Annotated in this window: 22 protein-coding genes and 1 tRNA gene; 18 read left to right on the top strand and 5 right to left on the bottom strand. The window is 67.5% G+C overall.

What is annotated here, in order from left to right:
• The first annotated feature begins 279 nt into the window (after positions 1 to 279).
• From ACLHRZ_RS28370 to ACLHRZ_RS28310, 13 genes are all read left to right on the top strand, one after another.
• Positions 280 to 1,104: a BRO family protein gene (locus tag ACLHRZ_RS28370; RefSeq protein ID WP_490421395.1), complete on the top strand. Its 825-nt coding sequence runs from the start codon at positions 280 to 282 to the stop codon at positions 1,102 to 1,104.
• Positions 1,104 to 1,925 carry an AAA family ATPase gene (locus tag ACLHRZ_RS28365; protein ID WP_490421394.1) on the top strand — a complete coding sequence of 274 codons (822 nt, stop codon included), beginning with the start codon at positions 1,104 to 1,106 and terminating at the stop codon, positions 1,923 to 1,925. Before ACLHRZ_RS28370 ends, ACLHRZ_RS28365 begins: the two co-directional genes overlap by 1 nt.
• 59 nt (positions 1,926 to 1,984) lie before the next feature.
• Positions 1,985 to 2,308, top strand: a complete 324-nt coding sequence (locus ACLHRZ_RS28360; protein WP_490421393.1) for a hypothetical protein — start codon at positions 1,985 to 1,987, stop codon at positions 2,306 to 2,308.
• Positions 2,305 to 2,724, top strand: coding sequence for an endonuclease VII domain-containing protein (locus tag ACLHRZ_RS28355; protein WP_490421392.1), 420 nt, complete (start codon positions 2,305 to 2,307; stop codon positions 2,722 to 2,724). The genes ACLHRZ_RS28360 and ACLHRZ_RS28355 overlap by 4 nt, the downstream gene beginning before the upstream one ends.
• Before the next feature lie 12 nt (positions 2,725 to 2,736).
• On the top strand, positions 2,737 to 3,174 hold the full coding sequence (locus tag ACLHRZ_RS28350; RefSeq protein WP_490421391.1) for a CHC2 zinc finger domain-containing protein: 438 nt from the start codon (positions 2,737 to 2,739) through the stop codon (positions 3,172 to 3,174).
• On the top strand, positions 3,122 to 3,694 hold the full coding sequence (locus tag ACLHRZ_RS28345; RefSeq protein WP_490421390.1) for a toprim domain-containing protein: 573 nt from the start codon (positions 3,122 to 3,124) through the stop codon (positions 3,692 to 3,694). The genes ACLHRZ_RS28350 and ACLHRZ_RS28345 overlap by 53 nt, the downstream gene beginning before the upstream one ends.
• A 131-nt stretch (positions 3,695 to 3,825) precedes the next feature.
• Positions 3,826 to 4,092 carry a hypothetical protein gene (locus tag ACLHRZ_RS28340; protein ID WP_490421389.1) on the top strand — a complete coding sequence of 89 codons (267 nt, stop codon included), beginning with the start codon at positions 3,826 to 3,828 and terminating at the stop codon, positions 4,090 to 4,092.
• The gene (locus tag ACLHRZ_RS28335) at positions 4,089 to 4,910 is read left to right on the top strand and encodes a metallophosphoesterase (protein WP_490421388.1); all 822 of its coding nucleotides are present in this window, start codon (positions 4,089 to 4,091) and stop codon (positions 4,908 to 4,910) included. The genes ACLHRZ_RS28340 and ACLHRZ_RS28335 overlap by 4 nt, the downstream gene beginning before the upstream one ends.
• Positions 4,900 to 5,466, top strand: coding sequence for a hypothetical protein (locus ACLHRZ_RS28330; RefSeq protein WP_490421387.1), 567 nt, complete (start codon positions 4,900 to 4,902; stop codon positions 5,464 to 5,466). Before ACLHRZ_RS28335 ends, ACLHRZ_RS28330 begins: the two co-directional genes overlap by 11 nt.
• Positions 5,467 to 5,482: 16 nt before the next feature.
• Complete coding sequence (locus ACLHRZ_RS28325; RefSeq protein WP_490421386.1) at positions 5,483 to 6,025, top strand: hypothetical protein; 543 nt, start codon at positions 5,483 to 5,485, stop codon at positions 6,023 to 6,025.
• Positions 6,026 to 6,111: 86 nt separating this feature from the next.
• Entirely contained in the window at positions 6,112 to 7,911 is a 1,800-nt protein-coding gene (locus tag ACLHRZ_RS28320) for a DNA polymerase (protein ID WP_490421385.1), read from the top strand.
• 8 nt (positions 7,912 to 7,919) lie between these two features.
• Positions 7,920 to 8,156 (top strand): hypothetical protein, encoded by a 237-nt coding sequence (locus tag ACLHRZ_RS28315; RefSeq protein WP_490421384.1) that lies wholly within the window; start codon positions 7,920 to 7,922, stop codon positions 8,154 to 8,156.
• 8 nt (positions 8,157 to 8,164) lie between these two features.
• Complete coding sequence (locus ACLHRZ_RS28310; RefSeq protein WP_490421383.1) at positions 8,165 to 8,320, top strand: helix-turn-helix domain-containing protein; 156 nt, start codon at positions 8,165 to 8,167, stop codon at positions 8,318 to 8,320.
• Between the two features lie 33 nt (positions 8,321 to 8,353).
• Here ACLHRZ_RS28310 and ACLHRZ_RS28305 read toward each other — a convergent pair whose 3' ends face one another.
• Positions 8,354 to 8,896 (bottom strand): hypothetical protein, encoded by a 543-nt coding sequence (locus tag ACLHRZ_RS28305; RefSeq protein ID WP_490421382.1) that lies wholly within the window; start codon positions 8,894 to 8,896, stop codon positions 8,354 to 8,356.
• 114 nt (positions 8,897 to 9,010) lie between these two features.
• Here ACLHRZ_RS28305 and ACLHRZ_RS28300 point away from each other — a divergent pair, with 114 nt between their 5' ends.
• Positions 9,011 to 10,369 (top strand): hypothetical protein, encoded by a 1,359-nt coding sequence (locus ACLHRZ_RS28300; RefSeq protein WP_490421381.1) that lies wholly within the window; start codon positions 9,011 to 9,013, stop codon positions 10,367 to 10,369.
• A gap of 157 nt (positions 10,370 to 10,526) precedes the next feature.
• Here ACLHRZ_RS28300 and ACLHRZ_RS28295 read toward each other — a convergent pair.
• Positions 10,527 to 10,614, bottom strand: a tRNA-Leu gene (locus ACLHRZ_RS28295).
• 106 nt (positions 10,615 to 10,720) lie between these two features.
• Between ACLHRZ_RS28295 and ACLHRZ_RS28290 the strand changes: the two genes are divergently transcribed.
• Entirely contained in the window at positions 10,721 to 12,040 is a 1,320-nt protein-coding gene (locus ACLHRZ_RS28290) for a DUF2254 domain-containing protein (protein ID WP_490421380.1), read from the top strand.
• Between the two features lie 88 nt (positions 12,041 to 12,128).
• Here the strand turns inward: ACLHRZ_RS28290 and ACLHRZ_RS28285 are convergent, their stop codons facing one another.
• A complete protein-coding gene (locus tag ACLHRZ_RS28285; RefSeq protein WP_490421379.1) occupies positions 12,129 to 13,685 on the bottom strand; it encodes an aldehyde dehydrogenase family protein in 1,557 nt (518 codons plus the stop codon).
• Between the two features lie 200 nt (positions 13,686 to 13,885).
• Here ACLHRZ_RS28285 and fdhD point away from each other — a divergent pair, with 200 nt between their 5' ends.
• On the top strand, positions 13,886 to 14,719 hold the full coding sequence (gene fdhD / locus ACLHRZ_RS28280; protein WP_490421378.1) for a formate dehydrogenase accessory sulfurtransferase FdhD: 834 nt from the start codon (positions 13,886 to 13,888) through the stop codon (positions 14,717 to 14,719).
• A gap of 151 nt (positions 14,720 to 14,870) precedes the next feature.
• Here fdhD and ACLHRZ_RS28275 read toward each other — a convergent pair whose 3' ends face one another.
• Entirely contained in the window at positions 14,871 to 15,362 is a 492-nt protein-coding gene (locus ACLHRZ_RS28275; RefSeq protein WP_490421377.1) for a MarR family winged helix-turn-helix transcriptional regulator, read from the bottom strand.
• A gap of 130 nt (positions 15,363 to 15,492) precedes the next feature.
• Between ACLHRZ_RS28275 and ACLHRZ_RS28270 the strand changes: the two genes are divergently transcribed.
• A complete protein-coding gene (locus tag ACLHRZ_RS28270; protein ID WP_490421376.1) occupies positions 15,493 to 16,425 on the top strand; it encodes a quinone oxidoreductase family protein in 933 nt (310 codons plus the stop codon).
• A gap of 122 nt (positions 16,426 to 16,547) precedes the next feature.
• The gene (locus tag ACLHRZ_RS28265; RefSeq protein ID WP_490421375.1) at positions 16,548 to 18,479 is read left to right on the top strand and encodes an exo-alpha-sialidase; all 1,932 of its coding nucleotides are present in this window, start codon (positions 16,548 to 16,550) and stop codon (positions 18,477 to 18,479) included.
• Between the two features lie 71 nt (positions 18,480 to 18,550).
• On the opposite strand, the gene ACLHRZ_RS28260 is transcribed toward ACLHRZ_RS28265, so the two are convergent.
• Positions 18,551 to 19,588, bottom strand: a complete 1,038-nt coding sequence (locus ACLHRZ_RS28260; protein ID WP_490421374.1) for a bile acid:sodium symporter family protein — start codon at positions 19,586 to 19,588, stop codon at positions 18,551 to 18,553.
• Between the last annotated feature and the right edge of the window lie 10 nt (positions 19,589 to 19,598).

Raw genomic sequence — 19,598 nt, 5'->3', positions numbered from 1 at the left:
ATCCATGATCAACTCTCACGTACCTTGATCACCACCGCCTGACGCGGGCTTATTTTTTGGAGAGTTTCTTGAGACGAGACCTCAGGTTCCGTGGTGCCCCCCTTTGTGATGCAGGGCGGGGCTTCGGAATCTGAGCCATCGGCCTGCGGCCAGCGGTTCACGGGAGGACGGGCAGGCCGCAACGCCCTTCCTCCCGCATTTTCAGCCCCTGCGGCATTCGCCTGACGGACACCCCGGCAGGCCTTTCTTTTGGAGAGTTTCTTGAAGCGAGACCACGCGATGCGGCCGACGAGCATCCTCGCCAGTACCGACACGAACGTCAGCCTCTTCGACTCCATCAGGCAGAGCGACGACCAGGGCGGCGAGTTCTGGTCGGCCCGCGATCTTCAGCCGATGCTCGGGTACACCCAGTGGCGTCGCTTCGAGGAGGCCATCGACAGGGCCTGTGCAGCCATCGAGAACACCGGCGTTTCCGCAGGTCAGCACCTTTATGCCAGCGCCGGCAAAATGGTCCGGGTGGGATCCGGGGCCCTTCGGCAGGTGGCCGACTACCGGCTGACCCGCTACGGCTGCTACATGGTCGCGATGAACGGCGACCCCCGAAAGCCCGAAATCGCCGCCGCTCAGACCTACTTCGCCGTCAAGACCCGCGAGGCCGAGATAGCTACGGCCCCCCAGGTGCCGCAGACCTACGCTGATGCCCTTCGCGCCTACGCCGACCAGATGGAAGCCCGTGAGAAAGCACAGGCCGAACTCCTGGCCGTCCAGCCGAAGGCAGAGAAGGCAGAGAAGTTCCTCCGCTACAAGGGCGGCTCCTACCTCATCTCGGATGCCTTCAAGTTCCTGAAGGAAGACCTCGCCGAGCACGGCATCAGCCGGCGCAAGGACTTCATCGAAGCCCTGACCGACCGCTGCGTGCTCACCCGCACCGGCAGCGCCAAAATCCTCTGGCCCGCCAAGCCGTACCTCGACCGGTTCAAGCTCGAACACTTCTGGTCCGACTACGGCCGCAAGCCGAAGGAGTGCACCATCAAGGACGAGCACCTTGAATGGCTGCGGGACATGGCAATAGAGGGCGCCGGGCAGGCAGGGTACGCAGCCTGATGTACTCGCTCAGCCAGTCGGTACGCATGAAGGGGGCGGCAGGCGAACCCCTTCCGTCCCCTTTCAAAGGCCTGACCAAGCTGGAGTCGGAGTTCCGGCGCGGAGAGCTCTCGGTCATCGCCGGGGCAGCAGGGACGGGAAAGTCCGTGGTGGCCATCAACCTGGCCATCCAGAGCAACGTACCGACCCTGTACTTCTCCGCCGACTCCACCGCCGCAACCCAGCTCGTCAGAGCAACCGCCATCCTCACCGGCGACGACGCCACAAAGATCAAGGCGAAACTCCACGCCGATCAATTCGACGCTTACGAGTCCGCCCTAGCCAAACGCTGGTGGCAACGCTTCAACTACAGCGCCCGCCCGACCCCCGCAGAACTCGAACTTCACCTTGCCTGCTACGAGGAAGTGTTCGGCGTCAGCCCCCACCTTGTGGTGATCGACAACCTGAGCAATATCGACGCCGGTACCACGAACAGCGCCGAAAGCTACACCTTCGGACTCGAAGGACTCTGCGACTACCTCTCCGAGATGGCCCGCGAGACACACGCTCACGTGATGGCCACACACCATGTCATCGGCGAATACTCCGACGGCCTCAAACCGATCCCCCAGTCAGGAATCAAGGGAAAGATCTCACGAGTCCCCTCCCTGATCCTCACCATCCACAAGGAGATCGACGGCATGGATGGCCGAACCCTCCACATCAGCCCCGTGAAGAACCGCGAAGGCTTCGAGGATTCCAGCGGGGAGACCTACGCCTCGTTCGACTTCAACACACGCAACATCCGACTGACTGATCTCGAAACCGAGGTCGCGTTCTGACCAGCCAGGCAATGATCCAAGTGGCGCCATAGAGGGCGACCGCGAGAAGGGAAGACGGAATGACTCACATACGCCCCGGCTACCGATTTACCGTCGAGCCCGCAAGCCTCATCGCAGTCCGTTTTCCAGAACTGGATGACCGCTCCGTCGAGTGCCACAGTCAGACGACAGTCCCCGTCGTGGAATTCACCGGCCGGCCCGTGGCCTTTGACCGGCTGGCACGTGACCTGACGCACTGCCACGGGAGGGCCGTATACGTCTACCCGCAAAAAGGAGGGGCACGCTGGGTCCGCACGGTGGACGCGCAAGAAATTGCCGCCACAGCCAGAGCCCTGGACGACCTCGCCCACGACCGCCGCATACGGCAGGCAGTGAAGGCGTGATCCGGCCGGGCTACCGCAGATGCACACGCTGCGCGCGCAGCAGAGCCGAGAAGTTCTTCCTCGGACGAGGAAAGATCTGCGCCCCGTGCCGCAAGCAGGCACGAAGCAAGGCCAGCCACGAAGCCCGCATACAGACAACATATGGCCTGCTGCACGGCGAGTACGACCAGCTCTTCGAACTGCAAGAAGGCCGCTGTGCCATCTGCGACGGAACACGTCGGCAGCGCCTCAGCGTAGATCACTGCCACAAAACCGGACTCGTGCGAGGGCTGCTCTGCCGCATGTGCAACGGCCGTCTCCTCACAGCGGCCCGAGACCGCCCCGAGATTCTCCGCGCAGCAGCCGTCTACCTCGAAAACCCGCCCGCACAGCACCACATAGGACTCCGCTACCACGAAGACAAGAGGCCGAAATGAAACACCCCGCTCATGCCAGTACCCCGAAAGTCGGCGGGAGACCGGAGCGCGACTGTGAGTAGCCCCGCCAAGCCGCCCATCGCCGAAGTCCTCGTCCACTACTGCCCCCAGTGGCAGGCGCCGCCGCAGCGCGCCGGGTGGGTGAAGTGCCTCTGCCCGTTCCACGACGAAAGCACACCGTCCGCAGCCATCAACTTCGAGAAGGACCGGGTTCACTGCTTTGCCTGTGATCTGTCCCTGGACTCGATCGATGTCATTCAGAAGGAAGAGGGGGTGAAGTTCATTGAAGCGACGCGCATCGCCGAAGGCCGATTTGGTAGTTGCAGCCAAGCGGTACCACAGCTCCTACGAGGAGAGCCCAGCCGAACCGTACATAGTCCACCGCGGTTTGGGATCCGTGGCGGACAGGTTCAAACTCGGCTACGTTTCCGAGCCGATCACCGGACATGACCAGTACCGAGGCCGCCTGTCCATCCCCTATCTGAGGCCGGCCGCTGGAGAACACGCCGTTGCCACCATCCGCTTCCGGTGCATCGCAGACAGCTGCGTCAAACACCCTGACGGCGCCTACCGCGAACCCCACGAAGAGGAACACGAAGGACACCCCAAATACCTGGGGATCCCAGGGCACCCGCCGCACCTGTTCAACACATGGGCACTGATTCAGCCCAGCCCCCATGTTGCATTGAAGGAAGGCGAGTTCGACGCGATGTCCTCCGAAGTCGCCGGAGTCCCGGCCACCTCAGTCCCGGGCGTATCGAGCTGGAAAGACCACTTCACCCCCGCCTTCGCAGGATTCAGGGCCGTCTTCTCTCTCGGTGACGGAGACCGGGCAGGCCGCCAGTTCAACGAGAAGACCTGTGAACGCCTGCCCAACGCCGTACCCATCGACTATACGGACGGATACGACAGCAACCGATTCATCCGCGAATTCGGACACAAGGCATACCGAACAAAGCTGGGAGTTTGATGACACGAAAGTTCAAGACGGGCGACCAAGTGACCGTGAGAGGAGTCCCAGGACAAGCATCCAGCTGGCTCTTTGACGGAACACAAGGAGCCATCCACGCCATTCACGAATGCCGCCTCTACCCGAACGAAGTGAAGTTCCAGCACGGCGGAACCCTGTGCTTCGACGACAACGAACTGACCCACACCGCTGAGGAGAACCCCGGCCGACGCCTGCTCGACGAGACGAGCGGATTCCCGCACGGCATCGACTCGGAGGCAGCACAGAAGACGATGCGGGCCGCCGTCACCAGCCAAGACCCCGGCGAGCACATCGACATCGCGACGGTGATCAAGCACCTGGAGAACGCCAAGCAGTACCTCGAAACCGAGATCCAGCGCCTGAAGGAGGTCCTGTGAGCGTCAAAGAGATAACCATCGTCCCCGACATCCAGTACCCCCTTCACGACCGGCGCGCCGTCCGGAACCTCTGGCAGTACATCAAGGAACGCCAGCCGGGCGAGGTCCTCATCATCGGTGACTTCATGGACTACGCGGCACCGAGCCGCTGGTCCAAGGCCACCCGCGCCGAGTTCGAGAACGACGTCTTCCGGGAGTCCGAGGGCGGCAAGGCCCTGCTGGCCGACCTCCGTAACAGCTATGACGGCCCCATCAAGTTCGTCGTCGGCAACCACGACGCACGACCGGCTGACTACCTCCGCAAGTACGCGCCGGCACTGGCCTCCAGCCGCGCATTCGACGTCGATGTCCTCCTCGGATTCGAAGAGTTGGACATCGATGTCCTGCCGCCCTTCACCGAGATCGCACCCGGATGGCTCGCCATGCACGGACACGAGCTCAAGGGCCTCAACCAGCTCCCCGGCCGCACCGCCGCAGGCAAGGTCAAGAAGCTCGACAACAGCGTCGTCATGGGCCACACGCACAAGCTTGCGGTGTCCCCGGAAACCGTCGGGGTCGGCAAGCGCCGCCGCGTCCTGTTCGGCTTCGAGGTCGGGCACCTCATGGACGAGTCCAAGGCGCAGTACCTGGCCGGAGGGGTGGCGAACTGGCAGAAGGGCTTCGGCAAGCTCCTCGTCGGCCAGTACTCCGCGGTCCCCGTGCCCATCTACGTAGAGCGCGACGGAAGTTTCGTCGCTGACGGCGACCGCTACGGCGCCATCAAGCGCAACCGCAAGGGCCACTTCACCACCTCGAAGGAGACACGCATTGCAGCCTGAGACCGTCGACCTCGACTGGTCGTACCTCGCCAGCCTCGCCGACAAGGTTGCACACTCCATCGCGGAGAAGTGGAGCGTCGTCGAAAAGGACGACGTCAAGCAATCGATCCTGCTGCACGCCTACGAGCAGCGGCCGGCCATCGAAGCCAACTACGAGAAGGAAGACTTCCTCTGGAAGATCTTCCACAAGGCCGGAACCCAGTACGCGAGCAGGGAACGCAACTACCGGGACCTGCTTGACGACCAGTATTACTACACCCCGGACGAGGCCAAGGCCGCGCTCAAGTCCTTCATCTACACCGATGAAGAGATCGCGGCAATGATGGGCAGGAAGGACGACCTCCTTCAGGCCCGCGTCACCGACAACATGGTGTCGGCACGCATCGATGCCGCAGCCTCCCTCAAGAAACTCTCCGTGCGGTACCAGGAGCTCCTGATGCGCAGGTTCGTCTACGGCCTGCCCGTCGCGGACCAGGCCGACCGACAGGCCCTCAGCCGAGCCGCGGTCACACTCGCCCAGTATATGAACCGCAGCCTTCGCACCCGCGCCGCCTGAACCACCGGAGTAACTAATGACCCTGGACAACCCGTTCGCCGACGTCTCCCCGTGGGACGCCGAGACCAACACCCCCGCACCCGAGGAGATGCCTATGACCACTGCCCCCGTGACGAACGCTGCCGCGCACGCCCCGAGCGCCATGGAGAAGCCGATGACGGACGGCAACCGGGTGCGCGTGACGCTCAAGGGCGGCACCAGTTTTGATGCCCCGTGGATCACCATCGATGGCAGGGACGTCGCCGATGCCCTGGCCCAGCTGAACCGCAAGGATGAGGTCAAGCAGCTGGTGGACGCGGCGGCGAAGGTCGGCAGCTACTTCGCCTCGCTCGGCTCGGCTTCGGCCCCCGCACCGGCCCCGAAGCGGTTCGAGAACGGCAAGGTCGTCCCCGCCGGCCCCGGTGGTGACAACGGTGGTCACACCTGCGACCACGGCCCGCGGAACTTCAAGGACGGCGGGAGCTGGGCCGCCTACTTCTGTGGAGGCCGCGGACTCGACAAGTCGGCGCAGTGCCCGCCCCTTTGGCGCCAGAAGGATGGCAGCTTCCGGGCCAACTAGCCGATTTTCTTTACCCAATAACTTGAAACGAGACCTACCGGTGGGTGGGGGCACGTGCTGCCCGCCCCCACCGGACCCGGAGGTACATGAGGCTCATCACCCACCCGATCAATGGACAGCAAGTCCGCGTCCACGTCGTAGAAACCGAGGAAGACCTACCTGAGTTCGAGTCTTTCGTCCTCGCCAACCAGGACCTGCTTGGCCACGACAGCGAAACCACGGGCCTCGACTGGTGGAACGCAGACATCGGCGAATTCCGCGCCCGGCTCTGGCAGTTCGGCAACGACAGTGAAGCGTTCGTCCTGCCGGTCGAGAGGGGGAAACCGTACGCCCGCGCCGCCGCCTGGGCCCTGCGCACGGCTCGCCGGCTCGTCGCCCACAACGGCAACTTCGACCTCCACGTCGCCGAAAAATGCCTCGACATTCCTATGGAGGAGCTGGCACCGAAGTCCTGGGACACCCAACTGATCGCCCACCTCGTCGACCCGCGCGCCGTCAAGGAAGCCGGGCCCGGCCTCAAGCTCGAAGAACTCGCCAGGCACTACATCAGCGAGGAGGTAGCCGATGCCGTCAAGGGGTCCATGACCCGAATCGCGAAAGAACTGAAGGTCAAGAAGGCAGACGTGTGGAGGACCGTCCCGACCGGGCACGACGGATTTTGCCTCTACGCCGGGATGGACCCCATCCTCGCCGTCCGCCTGTTCCGCATCCTCATGCCGAAGGTCCCGGCCAGATCTCGGCGCAGGGGGTTGGTCTCCTGGGAGAACCGGACCGCCCACATCGCAGCCAAGTACGAGCGCAACGGCCTGCTCGTCGACTCCGAATACGCCGAGAAACGGTCCGCGGAACTGACCTGGAATCAGGACCGCTACGAGGAGATGGCACGCGGCTTTGGCGTCGAAAATGTCGGATCGAACCAGCAACTAGCCGAAGTCTTCACGGGCTTGGGCGTGCGGCTGACGAAGAAGACACCCAAGGGCAACCTCGCGATGGACGATGCAGTCCTGTCCGAGATCGAGCACCCACTAGCCCATGCGGTGAAGGAGGCCAAGAAGGCCGCGAAGTGGCGAACGACCTGGTTCGACCGGGCCCTCGCCGGCCGCGGCCCAGACGGTAAAGTGCACTGCAGTTTCAACACCGTTGGCGCCCGGACGGCCCGCATGTCCGTATCCGGATCCATCCCGGCCCTGACCTTCCCGAAGGGCTCGGGTTACGTCCGAGGCTGTTTCGTGGCTGAACCCGGTTTCGTCATCGTCTCGACGGACTACTCCAACATGGAGCTGCGGTTCCTGGCTGCCGACAGCGGCGACGAGACCATGCTGAAGGCGTTTCACGAAGGCCTTGACCTTCACCAGATAACCGCCGATGCCTCCGGGGTTCCCCGGAGCGTGGGAAAGACCGTCAACTTCGCCTACGTCTACGGCAGCGGACCGCGGAACATCGCCGAGACGTGCGGACTCAGCGTTGCCAAGGCCCGAGAAGTCATCACCGGCTTCGAGGAGACCTATCCCGCAGTCAAACGATTCTCGGAAAAGCTGCAACGGGAAGCCCGGAGACACGGATACATCTGGACAGCAACCGGCCGACGACTCCCCGTCGACCGCGCAAGACCCTACTCGGCCCTCAACTACCGCATCCAGTCCTCATGCCGGGACGTCACAGCCCGAGCCATGATCGAACTCGACCGACACGACTACTCGAAGCACACCAAGCTCGTCATCCACGACGAATTCATATTCGCATTCCCCGAAGACCAGGCCGAAGAACTCGCCCAAAAGACCGCCCGAATCATGGAGTTCACCTACAAGGGACTCCTCATCCCCGCCGAACCCGAGATCGCCGGACGCTCCTGGGGCGACCTGTACAACGGCAACACCAAGCACTAAGGACCAACTTGAGCAACCCTGACGGCTTCGAAGAACTCGTCTCCACCATTGAGGATGAGCTGAACCAGACCCTCATAGAGAAGCGCGGGGCTGCGGCCCTGATGTTCGCCCGCATCACCGGAGCCCTCTACACGGAGGCCACCACGTCCGGGGTCCCGCACATCGTGGCGCAGGAGATGGCACAGGACTACTGGGCATCCGAGATGCGGCCCACCGAGGTCGCCGTGGTGGAGGACGACGAGTGAGTCGACTCATGACGGCCACGGACGTGGCTAATCTTCTCGGTAAGCCGCTGAGCTGGGTGTACAACGAGTGGCGCGAGGCAGGCATTCCGTTCAAGCGCATTGGGAACCAACTCCGCTGCCGTCCAGCTGATTTGGAGCAGTGGATCGACCAGCAAGCCGCATGATGAAACGGCCGGGGCGGCATCGCCCCGGCCGTGTTACCTGCCTTGTGCCACGGCTTCGAGGTCGACGGTTTCGAGGATGCTACGAGCTTCTGCCGTGAGTTCGCCGCCGGCCTTGCCTGCCACCGTCGTCAGGTAACCGTCCCGGCGTGCTTGCTTGAGATGGGCCTTAACCGTGTCCGGGCGCCGGTCGATGAACGCCGCAAGGTCTGGAATCAACGCCTTCGCTCCGCGATCTGCCATGTCCTTGTACAGCGACACCAGAACTGCCAGGTATGCGGCTGAGACCCCTTCGTGCTCAAGCAGGGAGCGCGCGACCGATCCCCTGCGGGAGAAGCCCTCCGGGTCCGGCGATGCGGGAACCTCGGCCCTGGCCTGCTCTGTGGCGGTAACGGGATTGATCCTCCGCAGGATCGTCGTCGAGACGCCGCGGGCCACATCGCCAGGGGGCGCGCTGTCGGCCGCCTCGATGGTGACCCGTTGCGGGCCTCCCGAAATCGGCCCAGCTGGCCACCACAGACGCACGATCCATGCGCCTTGCTGCTGCACGACCTCCGTGCCGTTCACCTGGTCCGTCATGGTCAACAAGTTACACCACACCCTAAGACAACCCGGGGTTGACATACCCGGGTATGTCATGGTCAAACTGACTGCGGATCAGGCAGGGGCCTGGTCGGAAGGGAGACATAGCGCGTGACAGCGCGACGAGGTAACGGCCGGGGCGGCACGCCCGTCGAGATCAAGAGGAGTGGCCGGCCGAGCACGTGGGGTGTCAGAACCCCGCTGCATGAAGACCTGGAGACGGGGCAGCAAGTCCGCCCCTGGATAGGCCGCGACTACAAGAACAAGACCACGGCTGCAAAGGCTCTGGACAAGTGGCTGATCGAGCGCGAGGAAGCGGTCAAGCGACACGAGGAGCAGGTCCAGGCCGCTGCCGAAGCAGAGGCCAGACACGCGGATGCGGACCTGACGATGGGGGGTCTTCTCGACCGGTGGCTCGAAGGCCATGAGGTCGAGGGCACCACGATCCACGGCTACTTGCCCAAGGTCCGCCTCCACATCAAGCCCCGCATCGGTGACATGAAGGTGGTGGACGTGACGGGTGACCGTCTGACCGCGCTCTACAAGCAGCTGCAGAGCGAGCCCTGCGCCACGAACCAGGGCAAGCCGCTGGGGCCCAAGTCGGTGCGGCACATCCACAACATCATCTCCGCCGCCCTAACGTCGGTCACCGGCCCCACGAGGCTGCTGACGGACAACCCGGCCAGGGAGGCCAAGCCGCCGACAGAGCGGAAGATCAAAGCTGCGGAGCCCGACTTCCCCACCCTGGACGATTCGTCGACGGCCCGCTTCCTGAAGGACATATGGACGCCCTGCGGCAACAGCCGATGCGACAGCCTGTACCACCACTGCCTCAGAGACGCCCCGCTGTGGTCGTCGTACGCAGCGACCTCAAACCGCCGCAGCGAGCCTCTGGGGTGGATGTGGCCACTGATCAACTGGAACGACGGTTCGATCACGCTTCGGTACGTCGTGGTCGAAGAGGGCAACACGTTCCGGCTGCGGAAGCTGACCAAGGACGGCGAGTCCGATGCAGTGATCTACGTGGACGACGCCTTCCTCAGCGTCCTGTGGTGGCAGTACGAGCGCCAGCAGTACGAGAAGGAGCGCCTCGGGGACCGCTGGGTTGATCACGAGCTGGTGCACGCCCGCGACGGCTTCAAGCTCCAGCCCGGCCGCCTGGCGGGTGGCCCGCAGGACCCGGAGAAGGTCTCCGCCCGCTGGCGGACCCTGCGGGCCCGGCTGCACCTGCCGGAAGACTTCCGGCTGCACGACTGGCGGGCCAGCAAGATCAACAATGACCTCGACGCCAAGGAGAACCCCGTCGAGGTGTCCGCGAACGCACGGCACCACTCCGTGGGCTACACCCTCAGCCGCTACGGTCGGCGGCGTCCGGAGAGCGCGAAGAAGCTGGCCGCGTCGAGCGCCAGCCGGATCGGCCTCGCCGGAGCGACTCTCCTCAACGCTCCCGCGCTCTCGCCTTCGCTCTGATCCAAGAGCCCCGTCCGGTCTGGTCACGTGGTTGGTCACGCCGCCGGTCGTGGAAAATTTCGAATCCTACTGGTCACGCTACTGGTCACGACGACCGCTGAACCAGTCTGGGAAAACAGGAAAACCCCCGCTGAGCAGGGGTTTTGTCTGATCACGCTGGTGTCCGAGGGGGGACTTGAACCCCCACGCCCGATAAAGGACACTAGCACCTCAAGCTAGCGCGTCTGCCATTCCGCCACCCGGACCAGGTGTTTGTCTCTGTGGGGCGTTCCCCGCAGCGACATGGACAACTCTATCAAGGTTTCGGAGTGCCGTTGACCAGGCGCTTCGTCGCAGACATAAGGTCTGTTTATGGGCAATGACGGACACTCCTCCGCACCGCGGCGCGTGCCGCGCCCCTTGTCGCCGTTGCGGGAGCACCTGCGGGACACCTTCTGGTTCACGCCGACCGTCGGGCTCGTGGGTGCCGTGGTGCTCGCGTTGGGGGCGCTGGCGCTGGATCACCAGCTGATCCGGTTGCTGCAGGAGGACGGGGACTACGGCTCCGTCGACGAGCTGATCAAGATCTCGAACGACGCCAAGACGATCATCAGCGCCGTGGGGTCGGCCATGCTGACCTTCGTCGGCGTCGTCTTCTCGATCTCGCTCGTCGCCCTGCAGATGGCGGCCGGCCAGATGACGCCGCGCGTGGTGCGGCTGTACGTCCGCAACCGGATCACCAAGTGCACGTTCGCCGTGTTCCTGGCGACGTTCCTGTTCGCACTGCTGGTGCAGGCGTCGTACGAGGGGAACACCGACCCGCGCACGGTGTCGACCGTGCCGTTCGTCTCCGCGATCCTCTGTGTGCTGATGGTGCTCGTCAGCCTCGGGCTGTTCGTCGCGTACGTGAACTCCACGCTCCGGCTGATGCGGGTCGCCCACGTCATCGACCGCATCACCCGGGAGTCCTTCCGCGTGCTGGACAGGCACGTACGGACCGTCCCGGGCACCCCGGCCCTCCCGCCCGCCGGGGCGGAGATCGTGCACCGGGGGCGGGCCGGGGTGCTGCGGGACGTCCACATCGCGCGCCTGGTGCGCGTGGCCCGCCGGCACGGCACGGTGCTGCGGCTGATTCCCCGGATCGGCGACTACGTGGTGCCGGGCACCCCGGTGCTCGCCGTGCACGGCGGGACGGTGCCGCCGCCGCGGGCGCTCCGGTACACCGTGTCGGTCGGTGTGGAACGCACCTTCCACCAGGACCTGGGCTTCGGGCTGCGGCAACTGTCCGACATCGCCCAGCGGGCCCTCTCCCCCGCCGTCAACGACCCCACCACCGCCGTCCAGTGCCTGGACCGCATCGTCCAGTTCCTGGCCGCCATCGCGGACCGGCCGCTGGGCGTGCTGCACCACCACGACCGCAAGGGCGCCATCCGGCTCGTACAGGACCTGCCCGGCTGGACGGACCTGGTCGACCTCGGCTTCACCGAGATCCGCGGCTGCGCCACCGTGCAGCCCCAGGTGACGCGCCGTCTGATCGCCGGACTGGACGACCTGCTGCTCCTGGCGCCCGAGGAACGCCGCCCGCCGCTCGAACGGCACCGCGCGCTGCTGACGCAGGCCGTGGAGCGGGTGGTGCCGGAGGCACCGGAGCGTGCGTTTGCCCTGGCACCGGATCGACAGGGGATCGGCTGAGCGATCCGGTGACCACCGGCCGTCCTTGGCTGATCGCGCCCACGCGGCGGAGTCGCGTATCGACGCTGCCCCGCGCCCCTCCGGGGCGCTACGGCATCAAGTGGTACTCCGGGAAGTTCCCCGGCACCCGCTCCTCCCCCGGCCCCTCCGTCACCGCCCGTACCAGCAGCTCCCCTCCCACGAACGCGCCGCGCCACGACGCCCCGAAGCCGCCGAAGAGCTCGTCGCGGTCGCCGCGCGAACGCGGCACGCCGCGGCCCACCTTGAAGGCGCGGATCTGAGGGGCGAGGCGCTCGTGCACCGCAGGGTCGTCACACGACAACGTGGCCACCAACGCGCCGTTGCTCGCGTTCATCGCGGCGAGCAGCTCCGCCTCGGTGTCGACGAGGACGATCGTGTCGACGGGCCCGAACGGCTCCGCGTGATGCAACGGAGACGCCGACGGCGGGTTGAGGAGAGTGACCGGCGGGACGTAGGCCCGGGTGTTCTGACCCGGCAGGAAGCAGCCCTCGTCGAGCGTGCCGCGGTGCAACGGGACGGCACCGCGATCCACCGCCTCGTCGATCTGGGCCCTCAGCTCCTCCGCCTTGGCCACGTTGATGAGCGGCCCGAAATCCAGCTCCGGCAGCGCGTCCGCCGGGTCGGCGACCGCCAGCGGGTGACCGAGGCGCACGGACCGCACAGCAGGCAGGTACACCTCCAGGAACTCCGCGAACGCACTGCGCTGCACGACGAAGCGCGGGTAGGCCGTGCAGCGCTGCTTCGCGTAGTCGAACGTCTTGCGGATCTGCGGGGCGAGAGCGTCCCAGGCGGTGAAGTTCCAGATGCCCCAGGCGTTGAGGCCCTCCTGCTCCAGGATGTGCCGCTTGCCGAGGTCGGCGACGGCGATCGCCACGCTGGCGCCGGTGTCGCGGCCGCCGACGAACGACACGCAGCCGATCTCCGGGGCACGTACGAGCGCTTCGGAGAGCTCCCCGCCGCTGCCGCTGACCAGGGTCAGCGGCAGGCCCTCCCGGGCGATGAGGGCGGCAGCCAGGGTCAGACACGCCAGACCGCCGTCCGTGGGCGTCTTGGCGACGGCGGCGTTGCCGGCCAGCATCTGGACGAGCACGGCGTGGACGAGCACGCTCATCGGGTAGTTCCAGCTGGCGATGTTGCTGACGGGGCCGGACAGCGGGGTGCGCCCGGCGAGCATGCGGTCGATCCCGTCGACGTACCAGCGCACGCCGTCCACGGCACGGTCGACGTCCGCCCGGGCGAGCCGCCACGGCTTGCCGATCTCCCAGACGAGGAGCAGGGCGAGGAGGTCGCGGTGCTCGGCGAGGGCGTCGAGGGCGGCGTCCACCCGCGCCCTGCGCTCGGTGAGCGGCAGGGTGCGCCAGGCGCGGTGCTGGTCCAGGGAGGCGCGCACGGCGTGGTGGGCGGTGTCCCGGTCGAGGCGGGGCGGGCCCGGGATCGGGGTGCCGTCGACGGGGGTCGCGGAGGGCAGCGGACGGCCGTCCAGCTGCCAGGCGCCGTTCCAGAGGTTGAGGACGCGGTCGTCCCGGAAGGCCTCGGGGGCGACGGCCCGGCAGCGCTGCCAGGCGGTGGCCCATTCGGTGCCGGGTTTCAGAACGCGCGGAAGGGGCGGAAGGGTGGGTGCCATCACGGATCTCCGCTCTCGGTGCACGATCGGGGTCGTTCGGGGCGGGGAAGCGGGGAAGGTGGCGCTGCGGTGCTCACCGCTTGCTACCGAACGGTAGCCCCGGTGCGGACGGCGGGAAGGGTGCCCGGCGCCGATGAGGCCCACATCACGTGAGACGGTTCTCCGGACACTGCCGCCAACGCACACCAGGACTAATCGACATGGGACGGGTCACCGAACGCCGCCGCGTCATCCGCATCCGGGACGGGGCCGCGACCGCCCGCCCCGACACGCTCGTGGCCGAGGAGCCGCTGGAGATCCGGCTGAACGGCAAGCCCCTCGCCATCACCATGCGCACGCCGGGCGACGACTTCGCACTCGCCGCCGGCTTCCTCGTCAGCGAGGGCGTCCTGGGCAGCGCCGACGAACTGGCCAACATCGTCTACTGCGGGGGCGCGACCGAGGACGGCCGCAACACGTACAACGTCGTCGACGTCCGCCTCGCCCCCGGCGTGCCCGTCCCCGACATCACGCTCGAGCGCAACGTCTACACCACGTCCTCCTGCGGCCTGTGCGGCAAGGCGAGCCTGGACGCCGTCCGCACCACCGCCCGCTGGCCCGTGGCCGACGGCCCGTCACCGATACGCCTGACGCCGGAACTTCTGGCGAAACTGCCCGGACGGCTGCGCGAGGCACAGCGCGTCTTCGACCGCACGGGCGGCCTGCACGCCGCCGCGTTGTTCTCCCCGGAGGGCGAACTGCTGGACGTGCGGGAGGACGTGGGCCGGCACAACGCGGTCGACAAGCTCGTGGGCCGCGCCCTCCAACAGGGCCTGCTGCCCCTGTCCGGAACCGTACTGGTCGTCTCCGGCCGCGCCTCGTTCGAGCTGGCGCAGAAGGCGGTCATGGCAGGCATCCCGGTACTCGCGGCAGTGTCGGCTCCGTCCGCGCTGGCGGTGGACCTGGCGGCGGAGACGGGGATGACGCTGGTGGGCTTTCTGCGGGGGGCGTCGATGAACGTGTATGCCGGGGAGGGGCGGATCGACTTGGGGTGAGGGGGCACCGTCGGGAGCGGGGACAGGTGAACCGGATGTTGAGCGGACTTGGCGAAGTACGGTGTGTGATCGCGCCCCGAAGGGGCGCGGGGAACTGCGCGACCAGCCACGAACAGCCCGCAGCCGACGAACCGCGCTTCACATGGAGCGCCTAGCTGCCTTCCTCGCCTGCGATGCCCTCGACGACGCGCTGAAGGAGGGCGAGGAAGAGCTCACGCTCGGCGGGTGAAAGAGCGGACAGCAAGGCCTCGTTGGCCTCGTCACCGAGCTTGGCGAGGCGCGTGAGGCGCTTGCGGCCCTCGGGAGTGAGGGTGATGGCGTTCTTGCGGCGGTCGTTGGGGTCGGGGGCACGGGTGACAAGGCCGTGACCCTGGAGGTCGTTGAGGATGCCGACCATGTCCTTGGGGTCGAAGCCGGTGGTGCGCCCGAGTTCGGCCTGGGCGACCGGTTCGAGGTCGGCGACGGCGGAGAGCACTGCATGGTGCGGCATCCGCATCCCGTCGCGCGCGAGCGCCTCCGCCACGAGGCGGCGGCCGCGCGCGGAGGCACGGTTGAGCAGCCAGCTGGGGAGGGCCTGGATCCGGTCCAGCGCGGGCGTGGGGTCCGTGGTGTGCGCCGTGCGCTGCGCCTTGGTGTCTGCCATGGGGTGACCCTATCCGGAAAACCATTGGAGTTTCCAATGAAGTCGTGTACGGTGGAGCCATCCAGTCGTTGGGGATCCCAACGATGGGAGCCCCAACAACCCCCTGCTGAGCTGTGTGGAGGTGCATGCCATGCGTCGCGTCCGGTATCACGAGAACGGCGGCCCCGAGGTCCTGCGCGTCGAAGAAGCCGAGGCCCCCGGGCCCGGTCCGGGCGAACTGCTCGTGCGCACCGAGGCGATCGGGGTGACGCTGCCCGTCGTCCGCAAGGTGCGCGAGGGCGGAATGCCGCTGCCGGCGAGCCTGGGCGGCGAGGTCGCCGGGGAGATCGTCGCCGTCGGCCCGGGGGTGACGGAGTTCGCGGTGGGCGAGCGCGTGACGGGCCTGTGCTTCGGCGACGGTTACGCGGACTTCGCCCTGCTGCACACCGCGATGGCCTCGCGCATCCCCGAGGGGGCGGCGTCGGCCGACGCCGTGGCGCTGGTCCGCTGCGGCCTGGTCGCCCTCGGGGCGTACGAGGCCGCCAGGCCGGCCGAAGGCGAGTCGGTGCTGGTGACGGGCGCGGCCAGCGGCGTGGGCCACTTGGCGGTGCAGCTCGCCAGGGCGCGCGGCGCAGGGCGGGTCGTGGCGGCGGTGGGCTCGCCCGCCAAGGCGGAGTTCGTGCGGTCCCTGGGCGCGGACGAGGTCGTCACGTACGAGGACGCCTCCTGGGGCGACCCGGTCGACATCGCCCTGGACGCGGTCGGCGGCGAACTGCTCTCTCCCTGTCTGGCCGCGCTCGCGCCGGGCGGCCGGCTGGTGACCTACAGCTCGGGCGGCGGCACCCTCCAGGCCTACGACCTCCTGGTGGGCGCGAAATCCGCCATCGGTTTCCAGATGGCGCTCATAGCGCGCAACCGGCCCGCGCTGATGGAGCAGTGGCGGCAGGAACTGTGGGAGCTGTTCGCGGCCGGCCGGCTGCGGCCGCATATCCACGCGGAACTGCCGCTGGAGGATGCGGCGAAGGCACACGAGATCATCGAGTCGCGCGTCAACCAGGGCAAGGTGATACTGCGGCCCGCGTAAACCTTTGTGCCTCCTTCGGCTGACGGTCACCGAGGGTTCCTTGTGGGAGCGGAGGCCGCCCCGTACGTTGACCCACCGGACACGTGGGGCCTCGGCAGGCCCGTACGCGAAAGGGACGGGCCATGGCGGCGGCACATCCTTCCAACAGCCTTCATCCAGCGTTCATCAGACATGCCATCAGATGTTTCCGACGGCTCGTCACCACCCGCTCCCATCACCGTCACCATCACGCCGGACGGGTCACGGCAACACTGCTCTCCGGAGCCCTGCTCGCCCTGCTCCCCCACCCGGTCCCGGCCGGGGCCGAGGGTGCAGACGCGAACACCGGTGACGCGCGCGGCGGTTTCGAGGAGCGCGTGCTGTTCAAGGCGGAGCAGGACCCCGGATACGCCTGCTACCGCATCCCCGCCGTTGTCACCACGACCCGCGGCACTCTGCTCGCCTTCGCCGAGGGCCGCAAGCACAACTGTGGTGACGCCACCGACATCGACATCGTCCTCAAGCGCTCCACCGACGGCGGCCGCACCTGGGGGCCGCTCCAGGTCGTCGATCCCGGCGAGGGCGACACCCACGGCAACCCCGCGCCCGTCGTGGACCGGCGCACCGGGCGCATCGTCCTGGCCAGCACTTACAACGAGGGGCGCGACGACGACGCGAACTGCGACGTGCCGTGCAATCGCACCCCGCATCTGCAGTACAGCGACGACGACGGCGCCAGCTGGTCGGAGCCGCGCGATCTGACCGCGGCGCTCCGGCCGTCCGGCTGGAACTCCTGGTACGCCACCGGCCCCGGCCACGGCATCCAGCTCGCGCACGGTGCCCACCGCGGCCGTCTGGTGATCGGTGTCAACGCCGAGAGCTACGACGGAGTGCACACGTCCGCCAACCACGCCGCCCTCGCCCTGAGCGACGACGGCGGAGCCCACTGGCGCCTCGGCGCCACCGACACCTTCCCCATCGCCCGCGACAACACCTACCGCCAGAAACCTTCCGAACTCACCCTTGCCGAGCGCGATGACGCAGGCATCTATGTGAACGGCCGCGAGCAGGGCGGCACGGACCTCGGCAACCGCGACGAGGCCGTGAGCCGGGACGGCGGCGCGAGCTTCGCCGCGCCGTTCCGGGCCCTGCCGGACCTCTACACACCCATGGTGCAGGGGGCCGTCGTTCCCCTGCGCCCCGGCCGCTGGCTGTTCGCGGCACCCGCCGACCCCGACCGGCGCCGCACCATGACCATCCGCTCCTCCTACGACCAGGGGCGCACCTGGGAGAGCGCCGACCGCGGCCGGCGGGTCACGGCCGACTGGTCGGGGTACTCCGACATGACCGTGACCGGCCCGGGCACGGCCGGCCTGCTCTACGAGGCCGGGAAGCGCAACGCCCGCGACGAGATCCGCTTCGCCCGCTTCACCGAGGACTGGCTCGGCCCGCGGCGCGGGCCGGACCCCACGACGCCCGACCGCGCACCCGGTGCGGCAGGGGCCGCGGTCCTGGGCGGGGCGCGCCCGGTGGAGGGCCGGTTCGGCGGGGCGCTCGCCTTCGACGGCGAGGACAGTGCGGTGCGCCTGCCCTACCGGAAGGAACTCCCCCTGGGGAACCGGGAGTTCACCGCCTCCCTGTGGTTCCGCTACAGCGCCGAGGACGGGGAGCAGCCGTTCCTGTGGATGGGCGGGGTCGGCGGATCCCCGCAGGTGTCGTTGCGGGGCGAGCCGGCGGCGGGACGGGTGACGGCCCAACTCACCGCCGTCAACGGGCCGGCCCCGGCCCGGACGGCGACGGTGTACTCGGCCGGGGCGTACAACGACGGCCAGTGGCACCACATGACGCTGCGCCGTGCGGCGGGCCGGCTCACGCTCACCGTCGACGGCGCCACGACAGCAGTGCCCGATGTACCCGGGTCGGTGAGCCGGACATCGACGTTCGGGGTACACCTGGGCCAGAAGCCGGACGCACGCGAGTTCTTGACGGGCGAACTGGACGAGGTCCGGGTGACGTCACAGGGCGAGACGGTGCTGTGGCTCCCACTGGACACGGTCAACGCCCCTGCCCCATAAAGCAACCGCGCCCCGAAGGGGCGCGGGGAACTGCACGACCAGCCACAACCGACCCGCAGCAAAAGGGCCGCTCAGCCGGCAACGGCGCCCGCCGCCAGACCCACGGGCGCAGTCACCTCCGACTGCCGCCCGTACCGCTTGGCCAGCACCGCACACACCATCAACTGCAGCTGGTGGAACAGCATCAGCGGCAGAATCATCAGCCCTGCGTCCACGCCGAACAGCACGGTCGCCATCGGCAGCCCGGCCGCGAGGCTCTTCTTCGAGCCGGCGAAGGTGATGGCGATGCGGTCCTCGCGGCCGAAGCCGAGCCGACGGGTGCCGAGGGTGGTGAAGGTGAGCATGAGCGCGAGCAGCACCGCCTCCACGCCCAGGAGCGCCACCAGCCGCAGCGGCGTGACCTGGTGCCAGATGCCCCGGACCACGCCCTCGCTGAACGCGGCGTAGACGACGAGGAGGATCGAGCCCCGGTCGACGTAGCCCAGGACCTTCTTGTGGCGGGTGATGAAGCCGCCGATCCAGCGGCGCAGGAGCTGTCCGGCGGCGAACGGCACCAGGAGTCGCAGCACGACGGACAGGAGGGAGTCGAGGGAGAAGCCGACGGAGTCGTTGCCCAGCAGTGCCGCCGCGAGGAGCGGGGTCAGCACGATGCCCACGATGCTGGAGAACGATCCGGCGCAGATCGCGGCCGCCACGTTGCCGCGGGCGATGGAGGTGAAGGCGATCGAGGACTGGATGGTGGACGGCACCAGGCACAGGAAGAGCAGCCCGGTCTGCAGCTGCGGGGTGAGCACGTAGGGAACGAGGCCGTGGGAGGCCAGGCCGAGCAGCGGGAAGACGGCGAACGTGCAGGCCAGGACGGTCAGATGGAGCCGCCAGTGGCGCAGGCCGTCCATGGCCTCACGGGTGGAGAGCCGTGCGCCGTAGAGGAAGAAGAGCAGGGCGACCGCGCCGGTGGAGGCGCCGTCCGCCGCGGTCGCGACCGTACCGCGGGCCGGCAGCAGGGCGGCGAGGAGGACGGTGCCGAGGAGGGCGGCTATGTAGGGGTCTATGGGGAGGCGGGAGAAGATGCGGCGCATGCCGCCCAGCCTGCCCGCCGGCCGGTTCATCGGGAACCCC

It is taken from the genome of Streptomyces sp. AM25 (assembly GCF_058146165.1).
This window is presented reverse-complemented; position numbering and strand designations above follow the sequence as displayed.

Bases quoted from the DNA above. Each gene is read 5' to 3' on its own strand.
- ACLHRZ_RS28370 (WP_490421395.1), top strand. From the start codon at position 280: ATGCGGCCGACGAGCATCCTCGCCAGTACCGACACGAACGTCAGCCTC.
- ACLHRZ_RS28365 (WP_490421394.1), top strand. From the start codon at position 1,104: ATGTACTCGCTCAGCCAGTCGGTACGCATGAAGGGGGCGGCAGGCGAA.
- ACLHRZ_RS28360 (WP_490421393.1), top strand. From the start codon at position 1,985: ATGACTCACATACGCCCCGGCTACCGATTTACCGTCGAGCCCGCAAGC.
- ACLHRZ_RS28350 (WP_490421391.1), top strand. From the start codon at position 2,737: ATGCCAGTACCCCGAAAGTCGGCGGGAGACCGGAGCGCGACTGTGAGT.
- ACLHRZ_RS28325 (WP_490421386.1), top strand. From the start codon at position 5,483: ATGACCCTGGACAACCCGTTCGCCGACGTCTCCCCGTGGGACGCCGAG.
- ACLHRZ_RS28320 (WP_490421385.1), top strand. From the start codon at position 6,112: ATGAGGCTCATCACCCACCCGATCAATGGACAGCAAGTCCGCGTCCAC.
- ACLHRZ_RS28310 (WP_490421383.1), top strand. From the start codon at position 8,165: ATGACGGCCACGGACGTGGCTAATCTTCTCGGTAAGCCGCTGAGCTGG.
- ACLHRZ_RS28305 (WP_490421382.1), bottom strand. From the start codon at position 8,896: ATGACGGACCAGGTGAACGGCACGGAGGTCGTGCAGCAGCAAGGCGCA.
- ACLHRZ_RS28290 (WP_490421380.1), top strand. From the start codon at position 10,721: ATGGGCAATGACGGACACTCCTCCGCACCGCGGCGCGTGCCGCGCCCC.
- ACLHRZ_RS28285 (WP_490421379.1), bottom strand. From the start codon at position 13,685: ATGGCACCCACCCTTCCGCCCCTTCCGCGCGTTCTGAAACCCGGCACC.
- fdhD (WP_490421378.1), top strand. From the start codon at position 13,886: ATGGGACGGGTCACCGAACGCCGCCGCGTCATCCGCATCCGGGACGGG.
- ACLHRZ_RS28275 (WP_490421377.1), bottom strand. From the start codon at position 15,362: ATGGCAGACACCAAGGCGCAGCGCACGGCGCACACCACGGACCCCACG.
- ACLHRZ_RS28270 (WP_490421376.1), top strand. From the start codon at position 15,493: ATGCGTCGCGTCCGGTATCACGAGAACGGCGGCCCCGAGGTCCTGCGC.
- ACLHRZ_RS28265 (WP_490421375.1), top strand. From the start codon at position 16,548: ATGGCGGCGGCACATCCTTCCAACAGCCTTCATCCAGCGTTCATCAGA.
- ACLHRZ_RS28260 (WP_490421374.1), bottom strand. From the start codon at position 19,588: ATGAACCGGCCGGCGGGCAGGCTGGGCGGCATGCGCCGCATCTTCTCC.